Genomic DNA, 24,438 nt, shown 5'->3' with positions numbered 1-24,438 from the left:
TTTTAAAAGGGGATGCGTTGCGCAGCTCGTGGACGGAGCTGTCGCGGGGTCAGGCGAAATTGCCTTGAGGGGGACGTTCGGGGTGGGCCAGATCGACCGCGCGGGGGAATTCGGAGTAAAACGGAATGGCGGAGGACACCGCCGGCAGCACCGGCACGGCGATCGTCTGCGCCATGAACGGCGCGCCGGCGACGCAGCAGGCCGCGCCGCCGCATTTGATGCCGCCGTGGGAATGACCGGCATGATCCGGCTGGTCCGGGGACGCTTGCTGGCTGCGATCCTGCATGGCGGCCATCATCGCCGCGTGGTCGTGCGGACCATCGGGCATCGCCATGTGCCCTGCCGCCGCCGGCGCGGCCGGCGCGCACGGCATCATGGCTGCCGCCGCGTAGCCCTGATAAGGGAGCGCCAGCAGCATCAGCCACACGATGAGGGTTCGGAACAGGGTCATGCGCCTATGGTAGCACAAGCCGCCAGCGACGCTAAGTGCCGCCTGGGTGCCGCCAAGGCGCCCTTAAGCCAGTCGCACCAGCGGGTTGGCGATGATATTGTCGATTTGCCGGATAGCTTCGTCGCAGGCGGCAGCGATGGCTTCGTCCTCGCTGTCCCGGACGAACTGCATGGTCGCGCCCTCGAACACTTCGACGCCGTTGGCGTTGGCGCGTTCGATGTCGCAGCTCGCGCTCCATTTGTTGTCGCTGGTCGGCAAGGCCGTCGGGATGATTTCCCAGCCTTTGTAGTGAATTTTATCCATGACTGACTCCTTATTTTAGGACAGACTATCATGAAGAGATACCGCCGACGCGCACGCCTGGGGATCTTTCGGCGAAAAAACATGCGAGTGGGGTAATCGTTATGATTTTTTATTATAATGACCGGATGAAGCCACTTATACAAGCCTTCCACGACAAAAACACGGGCACCGTCACCTACGTCGTGTACCAAAACGACGGCGCCGACTGCGCGATCATCGACTCGGTGCTGGACTACGACCCGAAATCGGGCCGCACCTCCACCGCCTCCGCCGATCTGGTGGTCGATTTCGTCCGCGCGCACCGCCTGAAGGCCGTCTGGCTGCTGGAGACGCACGCCCATGCCGACCACCTGTCGGCGGCGCCGTATCTGTCGCGCCAGCTGGGCGGGCGCACCGGCATCGGCGCCCAAATCGCGGTAGTGCAGCAAGCGTTCGCGCGGATGTTCCCGCAGCGGCCGGGCATCGAGCGCAGCTTCGACCATCTGTTCCAGCCCGACGAGGTATTCGCCATCGGCGCCTTGCAGGCGCGCGCGCTGCATGTGCCGGGCCACACGCCGGCCGACATGGCCTACCAGATCGGCGACGCCGTCTTCGTCGGCGACACCATGTTCATGCCGGACGTGGGCACGGCGCGCTGCGATTTCCCCGGCGGCTGCGCGGCCACCTTGTACCGCTCCGTGCGCCGGCTGCTCGAGCTGCCGCCGCAAACGCGTTTGTTCATGTGCCACGACTATCCACCGGCCGGCCGCGAGGCGCGCTGGGAGGTGACGGTGGCCGAGCAAAGCGAAAACAACATCCACATCCGCGCGGGCGTGACCGAGGAACAGTTCGTGGAGATGCGCACCAGGCGCGACGCGACGCTGGACATGCCGGTGCTGATCCTGCCGGCGATCCAGGTCAACATCAACGCCGGGCAACTGCCGGAGGCCGAGGAAAACGGCGTGCGGTATTTGAAAATACCGCTCAACGCTTTTTAAACTCGCGGCGGCGGCACGACGTTAATCGTCGCGCTTCGGCGTGCGGCCGATGTTCTCGTCCATATTGGCCAGATACCAGGTCAGCCCCGTCATCACCGCCACGTGGCGCTTCAGCTCCAGCGGATTGACCTTGTCCAGCGTGTCGGCCGGCGTGTGGTGGTAGCTGAAATAGCTGCTGGCATCGACCAGCGGCATGAACACCGGCACCCCGGCGCGTTCCAGCGGCCCGGTATCGGCGGCGCCGGTCACATCCCGGCGGTCGAACATCGACGCGCCGATCGGCTCCAGCGACTTTTGCAGCGGCGCGAAATACTTCACCACCGAAGGCCGCACGCTGCCGATCACGCCGAACGGACGGCCACCGCCGGTGTCCGACTCGATCGCGGCGAAGTGCCGTTCCAGCTTATCCTTGTTGGCCTCGAAGTAGCCCTTGCCGCCACGGGTGCCGTTTTCCTCGTTCATCCAGGCGATCACGCGGATCGTGCGGCGCGGTTTAAGGTCCAGCTTTTTCAGCGTGTCGATCACCGCCATCGCGGCGGCGACGCCGGTGCCGTCGTCATGGGCGCCGGTGGCCAGGTCCCACGAATCGAGGTGGCCCGAGACGATCACCACCTCGTCGGCCTTGTCGCTGCCCGGCAGGTCGGCGATGACGTTGTAGCTGTCGGCGTCCGGCAGATTCTGCGGCGTCAGCGTCAGATGCATCTTGATCGGACCGCGCGCCGTCAAGCGCGTCATCAGCATCGCGTCTTCGGCCGTCACGGCGGCCGCCGGAATGCGCGCGCCGTCGACCAGGCCGGTGACGCCGGTGTGCGGAATGCGGTAGTCGGCGCCGCCGACCGAGCGCACCAGGGCCGCCGCCGCGCCCATCTCCGCCGCCAGCTTGGGACCGTTGACGCGGAAGTTCGAGCCGCGCCCGTAGGCCGGACCAGCGTGCCCGCGCTCGGCCATCTCCTGGTCGAAGGCGACGTCAAACAACACGATGCTGCCTTTGACCTGCGCCGCGCGCGCCTTGAACTCGTCGAAATCGCGCACCACGATCACCGGCGCGGTCAGGCCGGCGGCCGGCGTGGCGCCCGATCCGCCCAGCGCCGTCAGCACCACCTTCTGCGTCACGCCGGCCGGACGCCCGGTGTAGTCGACCAGTTCCGCCGTCTCCACGCCGCGCACCCAGTGCGGCACCTTGACCGGCTGCAGCGTGACCTTGGCGCCGATCCTGCGCATCGCCTCGGCCACCTGCTCGACCGCCGCCGCCGCGCCGGCGGAGCCGGACAGGCGCGGCCCCACCAGGTCGGTCAGGTCGGCCAGGCGCGCATAGGCCCAATCCTCCTTCATCGCGCTGTCGCGTATCCGGGCAAGGGTCGCCGGATCGTTGGCGGGAGCTGCGATGGCGCCGGCGCTCAGCATGCAGCCGGCAAGGATGGTCAGGGACAGTTTGAACGGAAAGGCGGATTTCATGCGGGTCCTGTATAAGAGTGGGTGAGTTGCAAGAACGAATCAAACGATAACCGATCGTGGCGCGCTTGTCATCCATATTGATTTGTCATCGACGCTGCACTACCATGTCCCCTTACACCTCCAGAAAGCGCCTATGCTCAAGGGTCGAATTTGCACGGTGCGCCATCTGGTCAGCACCGATCTGAACACCTTCATCGCGCTGGTCAACGACTTGCCCTCGCGCGGCGACCATTTCTCGCTGCATTTCAAATCGCCCGAGACGCTGCGCAAGGAGTTCATGCAGAACAGCTTCGTCACCGACGACAGCGAACTGTTTGTCATCGAGGACAGCCTGCACCACATCGTCGGCGTCATCACGCACTTCAAAAGCCGCACGCCGGTGACGCGCGAAATCGGCTACCGCCTGTTCGACGCCAAATTGTCCGGACGCGGTTATGTCTCGGAGGCGTGCGGGCTGCTGGTCGATTATCTGTTCAACGTTCACCAGTACCACCGGCTCGAGCTGCTCTCGACGCCGGACAATGTGGCCTCGATCCGGGTCGCGCAAAAATGCGGCTTCACGGCCGAAGGCATGATGCGCCAGAGCTTCTTCATCAACGGCCAGTATCAGGACGTGCAGATATTCAGCCTGCTGCGGCCCGAGTGGGAAGCCCGGCGCCTCTGAAGCTTAGCTTTTAAATGTTACAAGCCATTACCAAAACGCCCCCTTTGTAAGGATGTGTATAACAAATAGCGGTTTTTCCCCGGACGTTTATAGTGAGATCACTGGCTAACGAATCATTCCGATCCGGAGCCGCAGCAAGGGGAATCACCATGTTGAGTAAAAAATTTATGGCTGTAGCGTTAGTGGCCGCAGCGACAGTGTCATCGTCGGTCTACGCGAGCGACCGTGGGTTCAACACGGTGGCCGGTGCTGTGGTGGGAGCCGCGATCGGCAACAGCGCGGGCGGGCGTGACGGCGCCATCGTCGGCGGCCTGGTTGGCGCGGCGGTCGGCAACAGCATCAACTCGGGTGACCGTCATCGCGGCTACCGCGACGATCGCGGCGGCCGTTACGTCGAAACCCGCGTCTATTCGCAGCCCGCGCCGGTCTACTACGAGCCGGCCCCGGTATACTACGCGCCACCGCCACGCTACTACGCGCCGCCTCCACGGGTGGTGTATGTGGAACCGGCCCGCCCGTACTACCGCGAATCGCGCCGTGACTATTACTATGGCGAGCGCCACGACCGTGGCCACCGCCATGACCGTTACGACCGTTAATCCGTAGCCAAAATAGAAAGCCTGTCAACCGACAGGCTTTTTTTTCGCCTTTTTCACTTTTTTCGTCTCCCTCCGCTAGCTAGCCGTGACGGCCAGCGCCGAGGGGAAATCATGACGACTACAGACGCAATCATCGCTTTGGAACTAGGGCAGTACCGCTTGCGCGAGCAAATCGGCGGATCGGCCTACGGCATCATCTGGCGCGCCAGCGGTCCCGGTCCCACCGGCGACGTGGCGATCAAGTTGATCAACCAAGAGCAGATGGCGCGCGCCCTGCCCGCCCAGCGCGAGCGATGGGTGGACTGCGCGAACAACGAGATCGCGTTCCTGCAGTCGCTGGAGCCATGGGACGAGCGCCATATCGTGCGCTTGCTCGATAGCGGCTGGCATGCAGGCCTGCCGGTGCTCGCGCTTGAGCTGATGACGACGGATCTGGGCCAGCACATGGCCGCCCTCAAAAGCGCAGAGGACACCGTGCCGCTGCCGATGGCGCTCGGCTGGATCGCCCAGATCAATCAGGCGCTGGCCAAGGTGCACCAGTATGGCTGGCGCTATCTTGACCTGAAACCGGCCAACGTGCTGCTGGACCGGCATCCGCACACCGTCAAGCTGGCCGATTTCGGCACCAATCGTCACCTTGGCAGCCTGCAGGCCCACTCGTATGCCGGCACCGCCAATTGGCAGGCGCCGGAACAGTTTTTCCCGGCCGATGGCGGCGGCTACGCGACCGGTCCGCGCAGCGACTATTTTTCGCTGGGTGCGATGTTCTACTTCATGGTGACCGGCGGCCTGCCGCTGCGCTTCTGCGCCGATTGCGGCCACGCCTACCGCGAACACCACACCGCTGGCGCGGACCTGCTGCGCCAGATCCACGGCGGCGCGATTCCCGGTGCCCTGCTGCCGGAGGAGGAGGCGCGCTTCGCCCTGGCGGTACCGGCCGAAGCGCGCGATCCGGCGCTGGAACTGTTGCGCGCCCTGCTGAACATCGATCCCGCCAAGCGCCCGCGCCATGCGATCCAGATCAGCCGCATGCTCAACGCGATCCAGGGAGTGAAGCAGGCGCGGGGCGCCTTCAATCCCACCGATCCGATTCATGCCATGCGCCGTCCCAGCGCCAGTAACGGTTGGCGCCATATCCAGGGGGCGTGATGACGACTCCACTGCGTTTGCACAGGGCTCCCGGACGCGGGCCGTCCGGCGAAAGGCCGCCGCTGTCCTGGATTCCCGGTCGGCCTGCCGGCGGGACCATCGCGGGTGCCGCCGGCAGGCTGGTGCGGCGGGCGGCGCAAAACATCGGCCTGGCCGCCACCCTAGCCCTGCTGGCCGCCCTTTTCGGCTTGCAGGCGTTGGCCCTTCTGCGCGCACCTGCAAGCTGGCTGCCGGCCGCCATCGACATCACCTTGACACCCGGTGAAAGCATCACGCTGGGCCAGCGCGAACTGGCCGCCCCGCAGACCGACCGCAGCCACCTGTCGCTGCGCCTCGATCCGCTGGACGGCTGGCTGCTGCGCAATATCAGCCCGTCCAAGCAGGTCATCCTGCTGCGCGACAGCGGCGAACAGCGCATGGGCAGCGTGGCGCTGCGCACCCGGCAAAGCTTCCAGATCGACGGCGCCGTCTTCAACGTCTCCGCCTCGGACCCGGACACCATCATCTTTAGCCGCGACGGTCATGAATGGCGCTACGACGGCGCCGTGCTATACCGCGACGGCCATGCGCAATCCAGCTGCCCGGACGCGCGCCTGTCCGGGCGGGCGTTATCGCTATGGAACCGCGCCATGCCGATGATGCTGTCGATCGCCCGGCCACTATCATTCGGCGGCAATCTGTATTGCGGCAACCGCCTAGGACTGGCCCAAACCACGCAGGGGGCGGCGCAACTGTCGCGCACCAACGGCCGGCTGGAGCTTTCCGCCGGCAATCCGGATGGCGACCGCGCCTCGGTGCTGGTGCATGGCGACGGCGTCCAGACCGATTTGCGCCGCCAGGAGGCGTCGCTGGCCGGCGTGAACGCGATGATCGTCGGCCATACACGTTTCCAACTGACGCCAGCGCGCGACCAGCTGACCCTGACGCCGAGCCGTCATGTCAGCTTGTTTAACGTGCCGGACCTGAAACTGCCGGCAGCGGTCAGCTGGCAGTGGCAACAGCGCTCCCTATGGAATAGCGGCCATGCCAACGCCCTGTGGTTCGCCGTCGCCGGTTGCCTGGCCTGCGTAGCCATTGGCGCAGCGTGCGCGATTTCGCCGGCCGGCCTGTGGCCGCGCCACGCCGCCACGGGCGCCAAATTTCTGGGCGCGACGATCCTGCTGATCGCCGGCGCCGCAGCGCTGATTACGCAACGCGCGGGAATCCCGCCCGGCGCCGCGCTGTCGATGGCGCTGGGCGCTTGCGCGCTGCTGCTTTGGCTGGCCTTCCCCGGCCGTCTGACGCTGTTGACCGCCGCCGGCGTCGTGCTGCTGGCCACCGGCCTGCTGGCGCAATTGGAACTCGGCCTCGGCGCGCCGCAAACCTCGTGGCTGCGCTACTACCAGAAAAGCGCGGCGATGCTGGCGATCGGCGCCGGCCTTGGTGGCTTGCTGCGCCTGTGGGCGCAATACCAGGCCGCGCGCGCCGCCCATTTGCAGCAGCGCACCATCGAATGGGTATTGGCGATATTCGCCGCAATCGCGCTGGCGGCGCTGGCCGCGCAGGTGTTGTGGGGCGACGAAACCGGCGTCTTCGACTTGCAACCGGTGGAACTGGCCAAACTGGCGCTGACCGCGCTGACCGCGCATTGCCTCGCGCTGCGTTTCGGCTGGCATAGCGAAACCCGTCATCCGGCCGACCACCGGGCACGCTGGCTGCAATTGATCGCGCCGGCCCTGCTCTTCGTCGCGCTACTCGGCCTGTCGCTGGTGCAGATCGACGACTTCTCGCCGCTGATCCTGCTGCTGGTCTGGAGCACCGCCATGGCTTTCGCCTATGCCCTCGCCGCCCGCCACCGCCTGTTGACGGCCGCGCTGATCGCCGTATCGCTGCTCGCCGTAGGCGCCGTGGCCTATCTGCGCCTGGCCGGCACGGACGATTTGATCCGCTGGGGCTTCTATGCCGACCGCTTCCTTGTCTGGCTCAATCCCGCCGAACATCCCCACACCGGCCAGCAGCTGCTGCTCGGCGCGCGCGCCATCGGCGAAGGCGGCTGGCTGGGCGCGGACCATTGGCTCGGCCTGCGCGCGCTGGGCCAGTCGGCCGGCGGCGTGGTGCAGATCCCCGCCGTGCAGGACGACTTCGCGGCCACCTTCTTCATCAATCGCCACGGCCTGGCCGGAGCGCTGCTGCTGTGGGGCGTGCAGGCGGCCTTCCTGACCGGTATCGTGCTGACCGCGCTGCGCGCCCACCACGCCGGCGCCACGGCGCGCAACTTCCGCCAGGCGTGGTCCGGCCGCTTCCGCTATTTCGCGCTGTGCGGCGGCGGCGCCTTCGTGCTCGGTCACTTCCTGCTGTCGTGGGGGACCAACCTGGCGATCTTCCCGATCATGGGGCAGCCGATGAGTTTTCTGTCGGCCGGCGGCAGCCACCTGCTGTTTTTCCTCTGCCCCCTGCTAGCGTTTAGTGCCATCAGCGCGCAATCTTTAGAAGGAGACTGAATCATGCCGATCTATGTCCAACACGAAGTCCTGGGCCGTATTCCCGACGTTTTCAACGGCGAGGCGATCTGGCAGGCTCCCGGCCTGGCATTGTTCTCGCGCCGTCCGCTGCTACGCGACCTGCTGGAACGCAGCCCGCGCGAGCACAAAGGCCGCGCCGCCACCCGCTGCTTCTCCCATGTGACGCTGATGCTGCCGCAGGAGGATGTCGACGACGACTACCACCTCACGCGCGGCGCCCGCGCCCGCGACCTGGCGCAGACCTTGACGGCATTGCATCAGAAGGACTTCGGCGATCTGCTGGGCGGCGACCAGGTACGCTACGACGTCGTTGGCACCGAGGCGCTGTCGGCGGGCGAGATCGAGGTCAAGTTCGGCCATGCCGTGTACTTGCCGGCGGCCGACGAGAAAATCCTCTTCAACGTCAGCGTTTCGCGCGACAGCGCGATCTGGCATCCGGTGTGCGCGATCTATCCGAACCAGCGCCTGGCGCTGATCGGCGGCGAAGGCGGCGCGGCCAGCGTGACCGCCACCGGCTGGCCGTTCGGCCCCGAAGGCGCGATCCTGATCATCAACGACGGTCCCGATGCGGCGCCGGTGGTGCAGATGCGCCCCAAGGATGCCTTCGAATGCCGCTTCGATCCGCGCAGCGGCTACTACACCGTCAAATCCCTGCGCGAGGCGCCGGGCGGCAGCCCACGCCTGATGCTCAAGATCGCCCGTGCCTCGGGCGCGCCCGTCGGCGTGCAGTCCAGCGCCGAAGAGGGCTTCCGCATCAACCCGGCGCCCGCGCAGGCGCCTGCCGCCCACGCCACGCCGGCCAAGCCGGCGGTCTGGCAAAGCCGTGCCGACGGCGCCCCGCTGGAGCTGACGGCCGTCCCGGTCAGCCACAAGCCGGTCAACAAGCCGGGAGAGAGCGACGCCACCTACGCGCCGGTCTCCCGGCAACGCGTCAGCCTGGTGGCGTTGGCGCTGCCCCGCCTGAGCCGCTACCGCGACACCGGCGCGCAGACGCTGGAACTGCCGTTCGACCGCTCGCTGGCCTTGTCGGCCGACGCCGCGCCGGTCATCAGTTTCCTGGTCGACGCGGCCGACGAACTGTATGCCTGCACCGCCGAAGGCCGCCAGCGCATCGACGCGCCGTCGACGTTCTCCCCGGTCGACGGGCGCGCGATCCGGCTGCTGCCGGCGGCGCCCGAAATGGCCGATCGCTATCGCGCCCTGCTCTGTCTCGCCCAGCCGGTTGGCGCGGCGGTCGCCGGCGGCGCGCGCTTTACCTTCGGACGCAACTCGCCGATGCTGTCGGCGCTGCGTTTGCTCGACTCGCCCCGTTTCATCAAGCGCGCCGACGGCGTCAACGCCGCCAGTGCCGATCGCATCGGTCTGTCGCGCAACGCTTTCAGTTTTGAAGCGACATCGGAGGGCTATAAAATCGGCCGGCTGACCGCCACCCAAGGACTGTATCACCTGGACGAAAAGATGGAGTTCGTCGCCAGCATCGGCGATACGGGCGCCGACGCGCCCTATACGCTGCCAGCCGGTCATCATTTGGTGGCGGGCCACTACGTGCTGCGCTTCGACGCCTAGGGGGCCCCCGATGGAAACGGCAAAACTCTACACGGTCTGCGCGTTCGCGACGGGATTGGCGATCACGCTTTTCCTGGCCGCCTACCTGACGCCAAGCCAATGGTGGCGCCGCGCCAATGCACGCGCGCTGCTGATCATGGTGGTCGGCGCATGGGGCTTCGGTAGCCTGATCCTGTACGCGGCGCAGGGTACGCGGCCGGTTGCGGCGGGCACGCTGGACGGCGCCACGAATCACCCGCCGGCCGCCGCGTCGGCGACGACATCCGGGCCTGCGTCACTTCCGCCCGAACTCATCGCCGGCCGGGCCTTCCAGGTGCACCGCGACCTGAACGTGCGCGCCGCCTCCGGCGTCAGCGCGGCGCGGCTGACCACCGTGGCTGCCGGCGCCACCGTCACGCCCACCGGCGTGCGCGAAGGCGACTGGTGGCAGGTCACCACCAGCGCGAACGGCCGTGAACAAACGGGCTGGGTCAGCAGCTTGTGGCTGCGCCGGGGCGGCGAATGACGCCTCCACGCATCGAGCCTTCATTGCAGTCCGCGCACGCTTCACCACCCGCGTCCGCAGGCGTGGGTTTTTCAGCTAAGCTGTGGCCTTTCGGACTCCGCGCCGCGCCGCCCGCCACGATGACAAGAATCACCGACATGCTGGACTTCGGCCCCGGGCTCGATATCGCGGCCCGCAGCAGCGCCAGCATCAGTAAGCTGCAAGTGCCGGAAAACCAGGACAACCTACTGGTCGTCGACGCCGCCGGACGCGCGGTGTTCCTGCGCGACCAAACCGGCCAGTCGGCTATTATCGAGGAATGGCCGCAGGGCCATGTGCGCGTGGCCGTGATGGACGGCATGGGTGGCCACGGTCACGGGCGCGAGGCCGCCGAGGCGGTCGCCGACGGACTGCTGCGCGTACCCGCGTGCGGCACGCTGGAGGAACTGTGCGCGCACCTGGACCGGCTGCACGACCAACTCCAGAAACGCTTTTGCCAACCCGGCGATACCGACAGCTTCCGCCGTCCGGGCACCACGCTCACGCTGCTGGAAATCCCGCCCGGCCAGGCGCCGATGCTGTACCACGCCGGCGATTCGCGGCTGTACGAGATCACCGCCCAAACCGTGCGGCCGCTGACGGTGGACCATGTGCCGGCCACCTGCTTCGCGATGCACGGACTGCTGGGCGAACAAGAATGGTGGCAGCAGGTGCACGGCGAGCACCGCCCGCAAATCTCGCAGGCCTACATCCTCGGCAACGCCTTCGCCAACCCGCAGCTGCTGGAGGACGGCCTGCTGCCGCTGGACGCGGCCAACCTGCCGCCGTTCCTGCGCCGGCTGTCCGACCGCCGCGCGGTCGAGGTCCGCGCCGACGCCACCTATTTGCTGGCCACCGACGGCTTCTGGTCGTGCGGCCGCCCGCTGCCCTGGACCGCGCGCTGGCCGGCGCTGATGGTCGGGCCGGGCCACTCCGCCGGCGCCGCGCTCGATGCGTTGTTCAATGATTACGCCGACCATCCGCCGGCCAACCTCCACATCGACAACGTGACCGCCATTGTGCTGCGTTTTGCACAACCGGCACCGCCGCCGGAGATCCGCAATCTTGACGAAACGGCACTACCGGCCGCATCAATCCCGCCGCATTTTTGAGCCTTGACGAGGGGTAAGTGTTGCGTCCTGATCGCCGGATGTGCCTTAGGGCAAAAATATGCCGATCAGATGCGCGTTTGATTGCCAAGGACGGCGTAAACCGCATAAACTGACAGGTATTCCATCGGTCGGTACGCCATGAAAAAATGCAGTAATGCCCAGCATCCGCATTGCACCTACTGGGTCATGTCTGGAGAACAAGCTTGCGAAGGCGGTCACGCCCAAGCCGAGCCTTCCAGCTATGACCTGCTGAGTGCCGCGCGCAGCGCCCGCGCCGGTGGTCCGGCGGCGACGCTGGCTGTCGCGCAGCCATCCGACACCAGCATCGCGGCCCCGCTGTTCGCCGCATCTTCCCCGATCGCTACCGCGCCCACGGGCTACGCCCGTCCGCTGCAGCGCGCCCAATCGGAACGCCCGCAGCTGCACATCAGCGGCTTCGACCCGCGCGCCGCCGGCGGCCGTCAAACGCTGAAGATGGAACTGCGCGGCATGCCCGACGCCTGCGCGCCGCAACTGACGCTGCAATTGCAGTCGGACCTGATCCCCAACGGCGCCGCGCGCCAGCAGTTTGTCCGCGCCACCAATGGCGAATGGCGCCCGGTGTTTGCCGAATTCTCGTCGCGCGGCAAAGAGCACGGCCAATACCAGATCAGCATCGAGCTGCTTAGCCAGCACACCGGCATGGCGGCCCGCAAATGGGTATGCACCTTCGTCATCCTGGTGCCGCGCCTGGACGCGACCTTGACCGAGATCCACCGCATCTTCCTGAGCACCCACAAGAACGTGCGCGTGATGGCGGACGACGCGTCCATCGCCCGCGTCAGCGCCCAGGGCGGTGACAGCCTCGATATCGACGTCACCGCCCGCAACGCCGGCATCGCCCATCTGGACCTGAACGCGCCGGCCGGCAAAGTGGACCTGGGCTTCACGACGATCGCCTGGGACGAGGACCTGATCGAGATCGACATCCCCGTCACCAACGCCGTCCATCCGCACGCCAGCCGCGCGGCCAGCTTTGTCAACGCGGCGCCGGAAAGCGGCGCGCAACGCCAGATCCGCCTGTTCGCCATGGAAGAATGCGTGCTGGGACGCTTTGAACTGGTCGATCCGGAATCCGACGTGATGCTGACCCATTACAGCGCCGATGGCCAGGACACCAACGGCCTGACGCGGCGCCTGTCCGGCCGCCATGCGGTGATCCGCCGCTGCGGCCAGGGCTTCGAGATCGAAGACGTGTCCCGCTACGGCATCCTGCTCGACGGCGTCTGGCCGGGCAAGCACAAACCGACCACGCTGCGCCTCGGCATGCGCATTGAGCTGAGCGCCAGCATCAAAGGCATCGTCGTGCTGTCGGTGTCGGCCATCATGCCGCATGGCGTGATCCTGCACCGCGTCGACCAGGGCGCTAACGCGGAATGCTTCTATGTGCTGATGCCGGAAACGCATCCCGGTTATCCGGTCAAATCGTTCGCCGCCGCGCCGCACGCGGCCGCGCTGCCGCTACTGCTGCATCGCGACGGCGGCTTCTGGCACCTGGACCAATTGACCGGCAAGGAGACCGCGCTGGCGCCGGGCGTGTCGCTGGATAAACTGAGCCGCGTCCCTCGCCATAGCCGCTTCGCCAGCGATCCGTATCCGGAGCACTGGATCATCCGCACCGGCGCCGCCGACATGTACAACACCGTCGCAGCGCGCGACATGCACACCGCCTAACGTATTTTCAGCGTCGCCTTCAACTGGTCGAGCAGCGCCGCGACCTTGGGCGACATCGGGCGCGCCAGCGGCCAGACAATGTGCAGCGGCAGCCCGTCGATCGCGCGTCCCGCCATCACCTCCACCACCGCGCCGGACGCCAGATGCTCCCGCACCAGCCACGTCGCCAGCTGCGCCACGCCCATATCCGCCAGCACCGCCGTCATCTGCGCCTCGCCGTCGCCGGCCATGATCCGGTGCTCCATGGTGCGGCGCTCGGTCTGCCCGCCGGCGGACGCGAACAGCCATGGACTGGCGGTGCCGTCGGCGCGTCCGTAGACGACGCAATCGTGACTCGCCAGGTCAGCGATGGAGCGCGGCGTTCCGCGTCCGGCCAGATAGGCCGGCGTGGCGCAGAAGATCAGGCGTTCGTCACCCAGATGAACGTGCCCCAGCGACGCCGGCCAATGCGCCGGACCGCCGATGCGCACCGCCAGATCCAGCCCCTCTTCCTGGACGTCGACAAAGCGGTCGGTGAACGCGACCTGCGGACGCAGATTGGGGTACTGCCCGCAGAAACGCAGCAGCTCCGGCATCACGCGCATGCGGCCGAAGGTCGCCGGCAAGCCGAGCAGGAGGCGGCCGGCAGGTTCGGCATCCTGCGCCAGCGCCGCTTCGGTCTCGCCGAGTTCCAGAAGCACGCGCCGGCAGGTCTCGTGGTATTTGCGGCCGGCGTCGGTCAAGGTCAGGCTGCGGGTGCTGCGCTCGAACAGCTTGACGCCCAGGCGCGCCTCCAGCCGCGCGAGACTTTTACTGACGGCGGAACTGCTCAGTTGCAGCCGGGCGGCGGCGAGGGTGAAGCTGCCGGCATCGGCGGCCTGCACGAAGTAAGCGATGTCCTTGAGGTGGTCGGAAGCGTGCATGGGTCGGTGGGCGGAAAAAATTTCATGAATTGATTGAAATCTTATCGCAAATACGAATTCCTTTCGCGATTATCATTCCTTATCGTTTGATTTAAGGAGAGTTCGCATGAAAAATACCGCATTGATCGTCGGCGCCAGTGGCGTCACGGGGAGCGCGTTGGCCGAGCGGCTGCTGCGCAACGGCTGGTCCGTTCTTGGTTTGTCACGCGGCCGCACGCCGCTGCTGGCTGGCGTCGAACCGATACGCGCCGACCTGACCTCGCGCGACGAGGTAGCCCAGGCGCTGGCCGGACGCGCCGTCACCCACGTGTTCTTCACCGCGTGGGCGCGCCAGGCGAACGAAAAGGAAAACATCCGCGTCAACGGCGCGATGGTGAGCAATGTACTCGATGCCCTGCACGGCGCGGCGACCTTGAAGCACGCGGCGCTGGTGACGGGATTGAAGCATTACCTGGGGCCCTTCGAAGCGTATGCGACCGGCGCGGTTCCGGAGACGCCGTTCCGCGAGGAGCAAGGACGCAAACAGGTGGACAATTTCTACTATGAGCAGGAAGACCGCCTGTTCGCGGCGGCGGAGCGCGGCGGCTACAGCTGGAGCGTGCACCGGCCGCATACGGTGATCGGCTACGCGGTGGGCAACGCGATGAATATGGGGTTGACGCTGGCCGTGTACGCGGCGCTGTGCAAGGAGTCCGGGGCGCCGTTCGTGTTCCCGGGATCGGCGGCGCAGTGGAACGGATTGACGGATATGACCGACGCGCGCCTGCTGGCGGCGCATCTGGAATGGGCGGCGACCAGCGCGGCCGGCGCCAACGAGGACTTCAACGTCGTCAATGGCGACGTGTTCAGGTGGAAGTGGCTGTGGCCCAAGCTGGCGGAGTATTTCGGTATCGAGGCGGCGCCGTTCGACGGCGTGGTCCAGCCGTTGGAGGACAGGATGGACGACGCGCCGGGCGCGTGGACCGCCATCGCGGCCATGCACGGGCTGGCGGAGGCGGATATCGGCAAGCTGGCGTCGTGGTGGCATACCGACGCGGATCTGGGCCGGCCGATGGAAGTCCTCGCGGACATGACCAAGAGCCGCAAGGCGGGGTTCCTGGCGTATCAAAGCACGCCGGATGCGTTCTTTGATTTGTTCGAGCGGTTGAAGGCGGAGCGCATCATTCCAGACCGCGCGTAACAATGCCGGCACACCCCAAGGACAGGGGTGTGCCGGCCGCGCGTGTTCGCTACAGGTATTGCCCGCCCGCCGGCTTCTTGACCGGCAGCGGTATCCACTCGGTCTCGCCGGGCACCTTGTCGAAGCGCTGCGCCTCCCAGTCCTCGCCGGCTTTGACAATGCGCTCTTTGCTCGACGAGACGAAATTCCACGACATGAAGCGACGCCCATCGAGCGGCTCGCCGCCGATCACCACGAAGTGCGCATCCGATGTCGCCTTCACCAGCTGCGTACTGTCTGTGCTCAGCAGCGCCATGTTGTTGCTCTCCAGCGGCGTGCCGTCGATCTCCAGATCGCCGCCCACCGGATAGATCGCCGCTTCCTCCGGCAAGCCGCTCAGGGCCAACTCCTGCCCGGCCTTCAACATCACATCCAGATACAAGGTGCGGCTGAAGGTCTGGACCGGCGAGGTCTTGCCGAACGCGGTGCCGATCAGCACCCGCACCCGGGCGCCATCGACCATCAGCTCAGGGATGTCGGCCGAAGGCGTGTGGCAAAAACCCGGCTCGTCCTCCTCGTGCGCCACCGGCAGCGCGGTCCACAGCTGCAGCCCGTGCGTGCGGTGCGGCTTGCCGACCAAATCCTTCGGCGTGCGCTCGGAGTGGACGATGCCGCGCCCCGCCGTCATCCAGTTGATCGCACCGGGTTCGATGCGCTGGAAGGTGCCGATGCTGTCGCGGTGGTCCATCGCGCCCTCGAACAAATAGGTCACCGTCGCCAGGCCGATATGCGGATGCGGACGCACGTCATGATTGGCATCGACGGGCACATCGACCGGGCCGAAATGGTCGAAGAAAATAAACGGGCCCACGGCCTGCTTGATGGCGGACGGCAGATAACGGCGCACGACGAAGCCGCCGCCCAGATCCTTTTCATGGCCCTTCAACAGATTCGAAATCGTCATCGGTTTACCCCAGAACGGTGGTGACTTCCGTGGTCACGGACGTCATCAGTTTGTGGATCGGACATTTCTGCGCGGCGGCCAGCAGCTCGGCGCGTTGGGTCTCGCTCAGATTACCCGTCAGGTGCAAGGTGGCGGCCAGGCGGTAGACGCCCTGGCGCTCCTCGCTGGCGTCGCGCTCCATGCTCACCTCCACATGTTCGAGCGGGATGTTCTTGCGCTTGGCGAACCAGACCACCGTGAGCGCCTTGCAGGCGCTCAGCGCCGCGTCGTACAGGTCGTGCGGCGACGGGCCGGCGTCGTTGCCGCCCTCCTCCACCGAACCGTCGGTCGATACGATGTGGTTGCGCACATGGACGATGTGGCGCATCGGCAGCGATTGATCGCGCAATACTTTGATAGTCATTCCGTGTTCCTCGTGGGCGGTAATCAGAACCCCCAATTTACACCGTTTAGCAGAGTTTCGCCTCCCCTAAACGGGGAAGCGTCACACCACTTTCTTGACGAATTCGGTCTTCAGGCTCATGGCGCCGAAGCCTTCGATCTTGCAGTCGATATCGTGGTCGCTGTCGACCAGGCGGATGTTCTTGACCTTGGTGCCGACTTTGACGGTGCCGCCGCCGCCCTTGAGTTTCAGATCCTTGATGACGGTGACGGTGTCGCCATCCTGCAGAATGTTCCCGACCGAGTCGCGGTAGACGCGCGCGCCTTCGTCGGCGGCCTCGCCGGCGGTGGCGCTCCACTCGTGCGCGCATTCCGGGCACACCAGCTGGGCGCCATCTTCGTAGGTGAATTCGGAATTACATTTCGGGCATGGGGGCAAGGCGCTCATCGGGGGTCCTGGTGGTTGTGCTGCAAAGAAGGCGGCAGTATACACCCCGATCCGTTGCTAGACCAGCTTGCGGGCCACGCGGAAGCCGACGATATCGTTGGCCAGCACCGCCGAGAAGCCGTTGCGCACCGAGGACCGCAGGTAGCGCGGGTTGTACAGCCATGAGCCGCCGCGCAGTATCCGCCGTACGTTATCGCCGCCCTCTTCCCACGCGCTGCCGTCGACCGGCGCGCCGAGGTAGCTGTCGTGGACCACGTCCTGGGTCCACTCCCACACGTTGCCGTGCATGTCGAACAAGCCCCAGGGATTGGGCGGGAAGGTGCCGGCCTTGCTGGTCCCCTGGCGGAAGGCGCCGCGCGCGCTGCCGTTGTAGGTGTAGTTGCCGTCGTAGTTGGCCTGCTCGGTGGTGATGCTGTCGCCGAAGCTGAAGGCCGTCTTGGTACCGGCGCGGCACGCGTATTCCCATTCCGATTCGCTCGGCAAACGGTAGGTCTGGCCGGTCTTCCCGGACAGCCAGCGCAGATACAGCTGCACGTCCATCCAGCTGACGCCGATCACCGGGTGATCGTCGTCCTGCGCGAAACCGGGCGCGCGCCAGTCGGTGTCGGATTGCGATTCCCAGCCGGTGGCGCGGACGAACTGGCGCCACTGCCCCACCGTGACCGGAAAGCGGCCCATCGCGATCGGCTGCTCGATGCCGACCCAGTGCTGGGGCGTCTCGCGGTCGAGCCAGTTTTTCTGCGCGCCGGCCTTGATCGCCACCGCGTGTTCGTGTTCGTGGGACCCCATCTGGAAGCGACCGGTGGGGATCAGCACCAGATCGGGACCGACACCGGTGCCGTCGATGAAGCGGTCGCGCAGCACGCCACTTGGATCGGCCACGGGGCTGGCCGCCGTCGGCATCAGCGCGGCCAGTTCCGCGGCGTTGCGTTCGGCCTGCTGTTTGCGGTGGCGTTCCTGTTCCGAGCGGTACGCCGCTTCCGCTTTCAGCTGCGCGGCCTTGCGCTGCAGTTCCTCGCGCTCGTCGCGGGCTTTCTTGGCGTCGGCGTCGCGGCGCGCCTGCAGTTGCTCACGCAAGGTTTGCTTGCGCGCCAGCGCGGCGGCTTCCGCTTCCGCGCGCTGCTTGGCCTCGAGCGCGCGGCGCTGCTGATCGAGCCGCACCTTTTCCAGCGCGGCCGCCTTGGCCTCGGCCTCGCGCCGCGCGGCCATTTCCACCGCCTGCGCCTGCCGTTTCTGTTCCGTCAGGCGGGCTTGCTCGGCCTGCGCAGCCAGTTCCTTCTTGCGCTGGCGCTCGCGCTCCAACTGCTCCTGCTGCTCCTTCTCCTGTTGCGCGGCCTTCTGCGCGGCCTGCGCGGCGAGCTCCTCGTCGGTCGGGCCGGTGGCACGGCGCAGCTGCGCCAGCAGCTCGTTGACGGACGCCGGGCGCCGTTCCTGCTGGTAGGCGAAGCCGGTTTGCAGCACCTGCCACTGGCGCTCGTTCAAGCCGTGCGGCGGCGACGGATGAAAATCGGCGGGCCGCATGTCGTCGAACGGCATGCGCCCTTCCAGCAGCTGGTAGATCATCACGGCCACCGCGTACACATCGAGCTTGGGCGCCGGTTGGCGTTGATGCGTGCCCGCTTCCGGCGCGCGATACCCCGCGGTGCCGGCATTGGGCGTTTGCAGACCAAGGCTGCTGCCGGCGCTGCGCGCGCGCGAGGCGATGCCGAAATCGAGCAGCTTGATCTCGCTGCGCTGGGTCAGGAAGACGTTGCCGGGTTTGATGTCGCGGTGGACCAGCTTGTGCTTCTCCCACGCGTATTGCAGCGCGTCGCCGACCGGCGACAGCAGCCGGAAGACCGCCTCCAGCGGCAGCGGACCTTGCGCGGCCAGATAGGCGTCCAGGTCCTGGCCTTCCAGGTATTCCATGATGATGAAGTAGCTGGAGGTGGCCGGGTCCTGCGCCCATTCGTAGACGCGGACGATGTTCTCGTGCGCCAGCTTGCGCGCCTGGGTCGCTTCCTCGATCAACAGCTTGGCGTGGGTGGCGCTCTGGGTGAGCTGCGGCGGCAGGATTTTCAGCGCCACCATCTCGCTGTGGCCCAGCTCCGCGTGCGTGGCCAGGTCGGTGGCCTGCCAAACCTGTCCCATGCCGCCCATGCCGATCAGGCGCTCCAGCCGGTAGCGGCGGTTTTGCGGGCCGATCTCCTGACCCGACATCAACCCCAGTTCCGTACCCTGGCGCACCGGCATCGGGGCGGCCGTGACGCTGCCTCCCGGCGGCGCGTACTCCGCATCCAGGATGGCGTTCTTTCGACGGTCGAACTCTTGAAGGCTCAACAGACCGTCATCATGTAAGGCCCGCAGTTCGCGGATCTTGTCTCTTGCCGTTTGCATCATTGACTGAAGTGTAACCGTTCCTGCTGTTTGGCGTTTTAGGTCAGTGGTACGCCGCATTGGGCGCAGAACTTGTCATCGGGGTGGTTGATCCGCGTCGGGTGGCCGTTGACGCAGTAACCCACGCCCTTCGGCGTCGCCGGCAGCGGCACGCCCGCGCGCGCGACACCGATGCCCAACTGGCTCTGGGTCGTCAGCGCGCTGGCACTGGCGGCGTTCTGCACATTGAGCAGGTCAAGCTGGTGGCGGCGATCCTTGTCCAGTTCCGCGTCGCGGTGCGCGCGTTCCTCCAGCACCCGCTGGTATGCCTGCTGCGACGCTTCGGCCGGCGTCATGCCATGTTCGGCCGCCACCACCTGCGCCAACGCCTGTATCTGCTCGGCCGACATGCCGCCCTGGATCTGCATCTTCATGATCTGCGACAGCGCCTGCGCGTTCGGCTCGGCGGCGGTGGCCACTTTGCCGGTGTCGCTCAAGCCACCGATGGTTTCGATGCGCTTGATCTCATGCGATTGCTGCGCCAGCAGCACGTCGTATTCGCCCTTCCAGCGCGCGAATTTCTCTTCGCGCTCGTGCTCCAGCTTTTTCAGCTCGCGCTGCCATTCGGCCTCCTGCTCCTTTTGCTTGAGGATCTGGCGCTGCTCGTCGACCGCCAATTGGTCCAGCAACGCCTGTTTGCTGTTGGCCTGGTTCTGGCGCGCGTGGATGCCGTCCGCCTCGATCGTGCGCAGCAGCTTTTCGTACTGCGCGATGGAATCGGCCTGCGCGCCGGCGCGCTTCAACTCCTCGATCTTCTGGTTGATCTCGGCCACCTGCGCGGCGTTGGCGGCGTCCTTGACGGCGTCGCCGCGCAGCAGTTCGCGCTGGCGCGCCAACGCCAGTTGGTCTTCCCATTCCTGCACCCGCTCGGCCTCGCGGCGGCGGGCGGCGCCGGCCAGGGTCATGCCCTGGATGCGCGCCTCGTGCGCCTCCGACTCCACTTGCAGCTCGCGCGCCTTCTCGTCCTTTTCGCGCTGGCGCAACGCCGCCAGCTCGTTGCGCCGGTGCGATTCGTCCTCGATCAGCAGCGCCTGGGCGATCTGGTTTTCAATCGCCTGCTGGCGCAGCTGGTGCGACAAGCGCTGCTGCGCCAACTGGCGCTGCTCGGCGGCGGTTTGCTGCAGCACTTCGAGCTCGGTGCGCATTTTGATCTGCGCCAGCTGCCGCACGTGCTCCCAGTCGGCCTGCTCGCCGGCGCGGTGCGACTTGCTTTTGGCCAGTTCGTGTTCCAGGTCGGCCAGGATGGTGCCGGCCCCCTTGTCCAGCGCCACCTTGCGGGTTTTCGATTCCATGACGCGGCTGTAAAGCTCCACTTCGCGCGCGCGCAGCGACTGTAGCCGCTCGCTTTCCTTCAACGTCAGTTCGGCCTTGTCAACGCTGGCGTCCTGGCGCAGCTCCGCGCGGCGGAAATCGGAGCGCATCTTCTGCTCCTCGCGCCAGATGGCCTGCCATTCCTCCTCATCGTAGATCTGGTCGAGCTGCTTGACATGCTCGAGCTGCACGTGGCGCTCGTCGGCCACCAGCCACAGGGTGCCGATGCGCTCGCGGTTATGGTCGAACTTATCGTGGCGCAGCGCCGCCGTCTCGACCCGCTCGACCGCCAGGCCGTAGGCGGCCAGCCGCAGTTTGAGCGCAGCCTGCAGGCGTTCGTCCAGTTGCAAGCGCAAATCGGCGTTTTGCGCCATGTCGCGCATCGACCGGCCGCCGACAAATTCGGCCGCCAGTTGCCGCACCGATGGCGACAGCAATTCGTGCAGGTGCAGCGTGCTCACGACGCCGGGCACGGTCATGAAGTGCTGGGCGAAGGCCGGTACGTTTTCGATCCGGATGGCGACGGTGAAGCGCGCCGAGACTTTCAGGTGTTCGGCCGTTTGCAGGTCGCTGAACGAAAACTCGACCGGCAACGGCGCGCTGCGGGTGATCAGGATTTCGGCGTTCTGGTTGCGCAGCAGGTGATTGAGCCGGGTGAAGAAGCCTTCGATCTCGTATTCGCCCTGCGGCACTTCGGTCGCCTTGTCGGCCTGCAGGATGTAGGCGCGCGAGGTGGCCGGCACGCGCAGCGTTTTGGTAAAGATCCCGGACAAGGCGCTGACGCCGAAATACACCGCCAGTTCGTCGTCGCCGGGAATCCAGCGGTTGTCGCGCAGGACCGGCTCGTTGCGCGGCGCGCCCAGGGTCAAACCGCAATGCTTGCAGTAGCCCGACTGGTCATCGTTTTTGTGCTCGCAACGCGGGCATTTAACGCCGCCAAAACCAAACATTTGGAACATGTCAGACTCCTTCTTCGATTCATCTTCCGGGCCGCCCTGTCATGCGCCGATTTTAGCAGGGCGAGCCGGTTTCATTCCTGCGCACGATTCAGCGCTAGCTTAAATCATGCCAATACGGTCTATACAGGCCAATGTCGCGCCTTTTTGGCGCAAATCGGCCTGGAATCCGGGTGGCAGCCCCTCTTCCCAGGCTTTGGGCAGCAGCACCCGGTCACCCGCGCCGACTTGCCTTAATATTAACTCCAGCTTCGGTTCGCGTCCCTCGACGGTGTCTACCCGCCCGGCGTGCCAGGCGCTCGAGCAGCCGGTGGCGATGATGCGCCCGCGCGGCACGAATTCGCGGCCGCGCGCGAGGCGGTCCGCCATCACCAGCGCCAGTTGGTACGATCCGCCCTGGAAGCGCGGCTGGCCGAAGCGCACCACGCTGCGCCAGCGGCCCAGCCCCTTGCCGTCGAAATGACGCGCGCCGGCCAGCGTCTGGCGGATATCCTGCTGCGCGCCCAGGTCCAGCCCCGGTGCGGCGATGCTGTCCTCCTCGCTGTCGACGGCGGCGGTGTGCGTGGCGTTGGCCGATACATCGGCGGTCGCCGGGTCGGCGTCGATCGGGAACACGCTGACCTCGACCCACGCCAGTTCATCGTTGACGCCCCCGCTGTGCAGCGGGAACCAGGCGCGCACCGTCGACACGGCGGCCGACGGGTCGGCGTGTCCGGTCAGCGCACCCAAATGGGTAACTTGCATCGTGCCGACGGTGGCGGCGCCGCCATCGGCGCGGCCGCACAGCCGCCCGAGATGCCAGTTGTCGGACCAGCCATGGGCGACGGTTCGCGCGCCCGCCGCAGGATGGAACAGGCCGCGCACCGAGCGGTCAGCCAGCACCGCAGCCAGTTCCCAGTCGCGCTCCGTGTCGCCCGGCGCGATATCCATGCTCAGGACCACCTGGTCGCGGCTGTCGAAACGCGCCTCGGTGTGGCGCGCCAGGCGGACCACTTCCCGCATACGCTCGGCGACCGCCGGCGCCCCCGGGACGCTGCATTTGACCTCGGCGCGGTTGGCGCGCGGACGGCGGCTGGCGGTGATGGTGAGCACGCGGCCGTCGGCCAGGATGCTGCGGCATTCGGCGATCGCCGGCGTGGTGGTGATGGACAGGACGGTCATAGCGATGGCTCCACCCGATCCGCGTGCGGCGCGCGGCGCAGCGACAGGCCGGTTTCCAGGTTGGCGCAGATGCGGTCCGTCTCGTCCAGTAGTTGCGGCCATTCCTCGCGACCGGCCAGTTGCAGGCGCGCCAGCAGCGACCAGGCTTCGTCCAGGGCGTCGCGCGCGATGAGCGTATGGCGGCTGCGGCGATGCTGGTCTTCTTCGGCCAGCGGCCGGTCCGGCGCGGCCCAGGCCAGCGCCGGCATGGTGGTGACGTTCAGGCTCGCCATGCCCAGGCGCAGCAGCAACGCCTGGTGCCGCTCGAATACCGGCAGGCCTTCGGGCAGTCGCAGCAATCGCAGTTCGCGGCTGACGGCGGGCAGCTCCAGGAACAGGCGTCGTAAAGCTTGCGCATCGGCCTGCGCGACGGGCGGCGATCGCGGCGAGGGGGCGGCGGCCGGCGTGGGACGCGGGCCGGATGCCACCTCCCCCAGCACATGTGATTCGACCGGCGCCGGTGCATCGATGGCCGGCGCCGGCGGGTCTGCGGCGAGACGCTCAACTTCGGCCGCGCGCATGGCGCGGACTTTGAGCATGTCGGCGAAATCGACTTGTTCGCCCAGATCGACCGGCACGCAGTCGTCGACCGTCACGCCGTAGCGCGTGTACATCAGTTGATTCAGGCCGGCGCGGAAAGCATGCCATTCATCCAGCGACGTGCAAGGCGGCAGATCCAGCGCGCCTTGCGCCAGCTCCGCCTGCAACGCCGCCTCCACCGACGCGCCGAAGCCCGCCAATTGCAAGCGCCCCGACGTCTCGCTGTACAAATACAGGTCGAAGCGCTGCTGAGACACGCGTGGATTGGCCGCGTCGACGACAAAGCGCAAGCGCAGGCCCCACTCGGGCGCGGCGGCGAACGGTATCAAATCCACCGTGTAAGGTCCGGGATGAAAACAGAACACCGATTCGCCCTGCCCGCACGCCACCTTGCCCGACGCCGCGCGCCGCGCCTGTCCGGCGGCATCGAAGACGACGACCGTGCTGCCGGCCGGCGCGACATCGCCCTGATCGAGCCGCAGCGCGATCAGGGCCACGCCCAGTGCATCGGTATCGGCGGGCTGTTTGCGACGGCGCGTGAAGAAACCCATAAGCGGCTAAGCGACCGGCTCGACGGAGAAACCGGCGCCGTACATGTGAAAATGCGGCGCCGGCGCGGTCTCGAACGGCCAGGCGCGTTCGCACTCGCCGTCGGCGTCGAGCCGGCCTTGCAGCACGATGGCGCCGCCGCCGTCGATCACCCGCAACTGCGGCTGTTCGCTCAACAGCCTGGCGGCGAAAGGCGCCTGCGCCGACAGCGACAGAATCACCTGCCAACCGCCATCGTGCGGCAGGAACTGCAGTGTCCAGTAATTGTCGTCGGTGACCAGCGCCTCGAGCGCCGCCGTGCTGGAAGCGGCGCGCAGCATGCCGGTGCTACCGAACCACTGCGCGTCGTTCGCCGCCGGGGCGAGCAGCGCGCGGCGTTCCAGCGACAAGTGACGGAAGCGGCGCAGCGTCAGCGGCGAGGCGGCCAGCGCCTGGCGCTCGTTCGGCGTCAGCGCCCGGCTGCCGTCAAGGGCCGCCAGCAGCGTCGTATCGGCCAGCATCAGCCGGTCGTCAGGCACGCCGCGGGCCAGCAGCGCGCGCTCGCGCAGCCGCGCGTCCAGCGCCTTGGCGTCCTGCTCATCTTTTGCTGAATTCAATTCG

Annotated in this window: 22 protein-coding genes; 10 read left to right on the top strand and 12 right to left on the bottom strand. The window is 66.7% G+C overall.

Annotated features, from left to right (window positions below; translation table 11 throughout):
- Nucleotides 1-49 precede the first annotated feature (49 nt).
- Nucleotides 50-451, bottom strand: coding sequence for a hypothetical protein (locus BMX85_RS18825; protein ID WP_090321656.1), 402 nt, complete (start codon nucleotides 449-451; stop codon nucleotides 50-52).
- Between the two features lie 63 nt (nucleotides 452-514).
- Nucleotides 515-754, bottom strand: a complete 240-nt coding sequence (locus tag BMX85_RS18820) for a hypothetical protein (protein ID WP_090321653.1) — start codon at nucleotides 752-754, stop codon at nucleotides 515-517.
- A 125-nt stretch (nucleotides 755-879) separates the two neighbouring features.
- On the opposite strand from BMX85_RS18820, the gene BMX85_RS18815 reads away from it, so the two are divergent.
- The gene (locus BMX85_RS18815) at nucleotides 880-1,731 is read left to right on the top strand and encodes an MBL fold metallo-hydrolase (RefSeq protein WP_090321649.1); all 852 of its coding nucleotides are present in this window, start codon (nucleotides 880-882) and stop codon (nucleotides 1,729-1,731) included.
- 21 nt (nucleotides 1,732-1,752) lie between these two features.
- On the opposite strand, the gene BMX85_RS18810 is transcribed toward BMX85_RS18815, so the two are convergent.
- Nucleotides 1,753-3,186: a M20/M25/M40 family metallo-hydrolase gene (locus tag BMX85_RS18810; RefSeq protein WP_090321646.1), complete on the bottom strand. Its 1,434-nt coding sequence runs from the start codon at nucleotides 3,184-3,186 to the stop codon at nucleotides 1,753-1,755.
- Between the two features lie 133 nt (nucleotides 3,187-3,319).
- Here BMX85_RS18810 and BMX85_RS18805 point away from each other — a divergent pair, with 133 nt between their 5' ends.
- The 8 genes from BMX85_RS18805 to BMX85_RS18770 all read left to right on the top strand — a co-directional run bounded on the left by BMX85_RS18805 (nucleotide 3,320) and on the right by BMX85_RS18770 (nucleotide 13,013).
- Nucleotides 3,320-3,850, top strand: a complete 531-nt coding sequence (locus BMX85_RS18805) for a GNAT family N-acetyltransferase (RefSeq protein WP_090321641.1) — start codon at nucleotides 3,320-3,322, stop codon at nucleotides 3,848-3,850.
- 167 nt (nucleotides 3,851-4,017) lie between these two features.
- Entirely contained in the window at nucleotides 4,018-4,449 is a 432-nt protein-coding gene (locus BMX85_RS18800; RefSeq protein ID WP_229210559.1) for a glycine zipper domain-containing protein, read from the top strand.
- Between the two features lie 111 nt (nucleotides 4,450-4,560).
- Nucleotides 4,561-5,598: a serine/threonine-protein kinase gene (locus tag BMX85_RS18795; RefSeq protein WP_090321635.1), complete on the top strand. Its 1,038-nt coding sequence runs from the start codon at nucleotides 4,561-4,563 to the stop codon at nucleotides 5,596-5,598.
- Nucleotides 5,598-8,078 carry an FtsW/RodA/SpoVE family cell cycle protein gene (locus BMX85_RS18790; RefSeq protein WP_090321632.1) on the top strand — a complete coding sequence of 827 codons (2,481 nt, stop codon included), beginning with the start codon at nucleotides 5,598-5,600 and terminating at the stop codon, nucleotides 8,076-8,078. The genes BMX85_RS18795 and BMX85_RS18790 overlap by 1 nt, the downstream gene beginning before the upstream one ends.
- 3 nt (nucleotides 8,079-8,081) lie before the next feature.
- Entirely contained in the window at nucleotides 8,082-9,665 is a 1,584-nt protein-coding gene (locus tag BMX85_RS18785) for a hypothetical protein (protein WP_090321628.1), read from the top strand.
- Nucleotides 9,666-9,675: 10 nt separating this feature from the next.
- Nucleotides 9,676-10,170: an SH3 domain-containing protein gene (locus tag BMX85_RS18780; protein WP_090321625.1), complete on the top strand. Its 495-nt coding sequence runs from the start codon at nucleotides 9,676-9,678 to the stop codon at nucleotides 10,168-10,170.
- Nucleotides 10,171-10,289: 119 nt separating this feature from the next.
- Complete coding sequence (locus BMX85_RS18775; protein WP_090321620.1) at nucleotides 10,290-11,300, top strand: protein phosphatase; 1,011 nt, start codon at nucleotides 10,290-10,292, stop codon at nucleotides 11,298-11,300.
- Between the two features lie 138 nt (nucleotides 11,301-11,438).
- On the top strand, nucleotides 11,439-13,013 hold the full coding sequence (locus BMX85_RS18770; protein WP_090321616.1) for an FHA domain-containing protein: 1,575 nt from the start codon (nucleotides 11,439-11,441) through the stop codon (nucleotides 13,011-13,013).
- Here BMX85_RS18770 and BMX85_RS18765 read toward each other — a convergent pair.
- Nucleotides 13,010-13,915 carry a LysR family transcriptional regulator gene (locus BMX85_RS18765; RefSeq protein WP_090321613.1) on the bottom strand — a complete coding sequence of 302 codons (906 nt, stop codon included), beginning with the start codon at nucleotides 13,913-13,915 and terminating at the stop codon, nucleotides 13,010-13,012. The genes BMX85_RS18770 and BMX85_RS18765 overlap by 4 nt on opposite strands.
- 106 nt (nucleotides 13,916-14,021) lie before the next feature.
- Between BMX85_RS18765 and BMX85_RS18760 the strand changes: the two genes are divergently transcribed.
- Nucleotides 14,022-15,095 (top strand): SDR family oxidoreductase, encoded by a 1,074-nt coding sequence (locus BMX85_RS18760; RefSeq protein ID WP_090321610.1) that lies wholly within the window; start codon nucleotides 14,022-14,024, stop codon nucleotides 15,093-15,095.
- A gap of 49 nt (nucleotides 15,096-15,144) precedes the next feature.
- Here BMX85_RS18760 and BMX85_RS18755 read toward each other — a convergent pair whose 3' ends face one another.
- The 8 genes from BMX85_RS18755 to BMX85_RS18720 all read right to left on the bottom strand — a co-directional run bounded on the left by BMX85_RS18755 (nucleotide 15,145) and on the right by BMX85_RS18720 (nucleotide 24,434).
- Nucleotides 15,145-16,038, bottom strand: coding sequence for a pirin family protein (locus BMX85_RS18755; RefSeq protein ID WP_090321607.1), 894 nt, complete (start codon nucleotides 16,036-16,038; stop codon nucleotides 15,145-15,147).
- Between the two features lie 4 nt (nucleotides 16,039-16,042).
- Nucleotides 16,043-16,441, bottom strand: coding sequence for an OsmC family protein (locus BMX85_RS18750; RefSeq protein ID WP_090321602.1), 399 nt, complete (start codon nucleotides 16,439-16,441; stop codon nucleotides 16,043-16,045).
- An 81-nt stretch (nucleotides 16,442-16,522) separates the two neighbouring features.
- Nucleotides 16,523-16,867: a zinc ribbon domain-containing protein YjdM gene (locus BMX85_RS18745; protein WP_090321598.1), complete on the bottom strand. Its 345-nt coding sequence runs from the start codon at nucleotides 16,865-16,867 to the stop codon at nucleotides 16,523-16,525.
- A 57-nt stretch (nucleotides 16,868-16,924) separates the two neighbouring features.
- Entirely contained in the window at nucleotides 16,925-19,246 is a 2,322-nt protein-coding gene (locus BMX85_RS18740) for an SUMF1/EgtB/PvdO family nonheme iron enzyme (protein WP_090321594.1), read from the bottom strand.
- A 35-nt stretch (nucleotides 19,247-19,281) separates the two neighbouring features.
- A complete protein-coding gene (locus BMX85_RS18735) occupies nucleotides 19,282-21,552 on the bottom strand; it encodes a hypothetical protein (RefSeq protein ID WP_090321589.1) in 2,271 nt (756 codons plus the stop codon).
- Nucleotides 21,553-21,651: 99 nt separating this feature from the next.
- Nucleotides 21,652-22,710: a hypothetical protein gene (locus BMX85_RS18730; protein WP_090321586.1), complete on the bottom strand. Its 1,059-nt coding sequence runs from the start codon at nucleotides 22,708-22,710 to the stop codon at nucleotides 21,652-21,654.
- Nucleotides 22,707-23,840: a hypothetical protein gene (locus tag BMX85_RS18725; RefSeq protein WP_090321581.1), complete on the bottom strand. Its 1,134-nt coding sequence runs from the start codon at nucleotides 23,838-23,840 to the stop codon at nucleotides 22,707-22,709. The genes BMX85_RS18730 and BMX85_RS18725 overlap by 4 nt, the downstream gene beginning before the upstream one ends.
- A 6-nt stretch (nucleotides 23,841-23,846) precedes the next feature.
- A complete protein-coding gene (locus tag BMX85_RS18720; RefSeq protein ID WP_307173789.1) occupies nucleotides 23,847-24,434 on the bottom strand; it encodes a hypothetical protein in 588 nt (195 codons plus the stop codon).
- Nucleotides 24,435-24,438 lie beyond the last annotated feature (4 nt).

It is taken from the genome of Duganella sp. CF517, from assembly GCF_900110275.1.
Taxonomy (GTDB): domain Bacteria; phylum Pseudomonadota; class Gammaproteobacteria; order Burkholderiales; family Burkholderiaceae_D; genus Rugamonas.
This window is presented reverse-complemented; position numbering and strand designations above follow the sequence as displayed.

Coding starts and splice junctions, on each gene's coding strand:
- BMX85_RS18810 (WP_090321646.1), bottom strand. CDS start 3,186: ATGAAATCCGCCTTTCCGTTCAAACTGTCCCTGACCATCCTTGCCGGC.
- BMX85_RS18815 (WP_090321649.1), top strand. CDS start 880: ATGAAGCCACTTATACAAGCCTTCCACGACAAAAACACGGGCACCGTC.
- BMX85_RS18790 (WP_090321632.1), top strand. CDS start 5,598: ATGACGACTCCACTGCGTTTGCACAGGGCTCCCGGACGCGGGCCGTCC.
- BMX85_RS18775 (WP_090321620.1), top strand. CDS start 10,290: ATGACAAGAATCACCGACATGCTGGACTTCGGCCCCGGGCTCGATATC.
- BMX85_RS18760 (WP_090321610.1), top strand. CDS start 14,022: ATGAAAAATACCGCATTGATCGTCGGCGCCAGTGGCGTCACGGGGAGC.
- BMX85_RS18750 (WP_090321602.1), bottom strand. CDS start 16,441: ATGACTATCAAAGTATTGCGCGATCAATCGCTGCCGATGCGCCACATC.
- BMX85_RS18795 (WP_090321635.1), top strand. CDS start 4,561: ATGACGACTACAGACGCAATCATCGCTTTGGAACTAGGGCAGTACCGC.
- BMX85_RS18805 (WP_090321641.1), top strand. CDS start 3,320: ATGCTCAAGGGTCGAATTTGCACGGTGCGCCATCTGGTCAGCACCGAT.
- BMX85_RS18820 (WP_090321653.1), bottom strand. CDS start 754: ATGGATAAAATTCACTACAAAGGCTGGGAAATCATCCCGACGGCCTTG.
- BMX85_RS18800 (WP_229210559.1), top strand. CDS start 4,018: ATGGCTGTAGCGTTAGTGGCCGCAGCGACAGTGTCATCGTCGGTCTAC.
- BMX85_RS18735 (WP_090321589.1), bottom strand. CDS start 21,552: ATGTTCCAAATGTTTGGTTTTGGCGGCGTTAAATGCCCGCGTTGCGAG.
- BMX85_RS18745 (WP_090321598.1), bottom strand. CDS start 16,867: ATGAGCGCCTTGCCCCCATGCCCGAAATGTAATTCCGAATTCACCTAC.
- BMX85_RS18730 (WP_090321586.1), bottom strand. CDS start 22,710: ATGACCGTCCTGTCCATCACCACCACGCCGGCGATCGCCGAATGCCGC.
- BMX85_RS18755 (WP_090321607.1), bottom strand. CDS start 16,038: ATGACGATTTCGAATCTGTTGAAGGGCCATGAAAAGGATCTGGGCGGC.
- BMX85_RS18740 (WP_090321594.1), bottom strand. CDS start 19,246: ATGATGCAAACGGCAAGAGACAAGATCCGCGAACTGCGGGCCTTACAT.
- BMX85_RS18785 (WP_090321628.1), top strand. CDS start 8,082: ATGCCGATCTATGTCCAACACGAAGTCCTGGGCCGTATTCCCGACGTT.
- BMX85_RS18780 (WP_090321625.1), top strand. CDS start 9,676: ATGGAAACGGCAAAACTCTACACGGTCTGCGCGTTCGCGACGGGATTG.
- BMX85_RS18825 (WP_090321656.1), bottom strand. CDS start 451: ATGACCCTGTTCCGAACCCTCATCGTGTGGCTGATGCTGCTGGCGCTC.
- BMX85_RS18765 (WP_090321613.1), bottom strand. CDS start 13,915: ATGCACGCTTCCGACCACCTCAAGGACATCGCTTACTTCGTGCAGGCC.
- BMX85_RS18725 (WP_090321581.1), bottom strand. CDS start 23,840: ATGGGTTTCTTCACGCGCCGTCGCAAACAGCCCGCCGATACCGATGCA.
- BMX85_RS18770 (WP_090321616.1), top strand. CDS start 11,439: ATGAAAAAATGCAGTAATGCCCAGCATCCGCATTGCACCTACTGGGTC.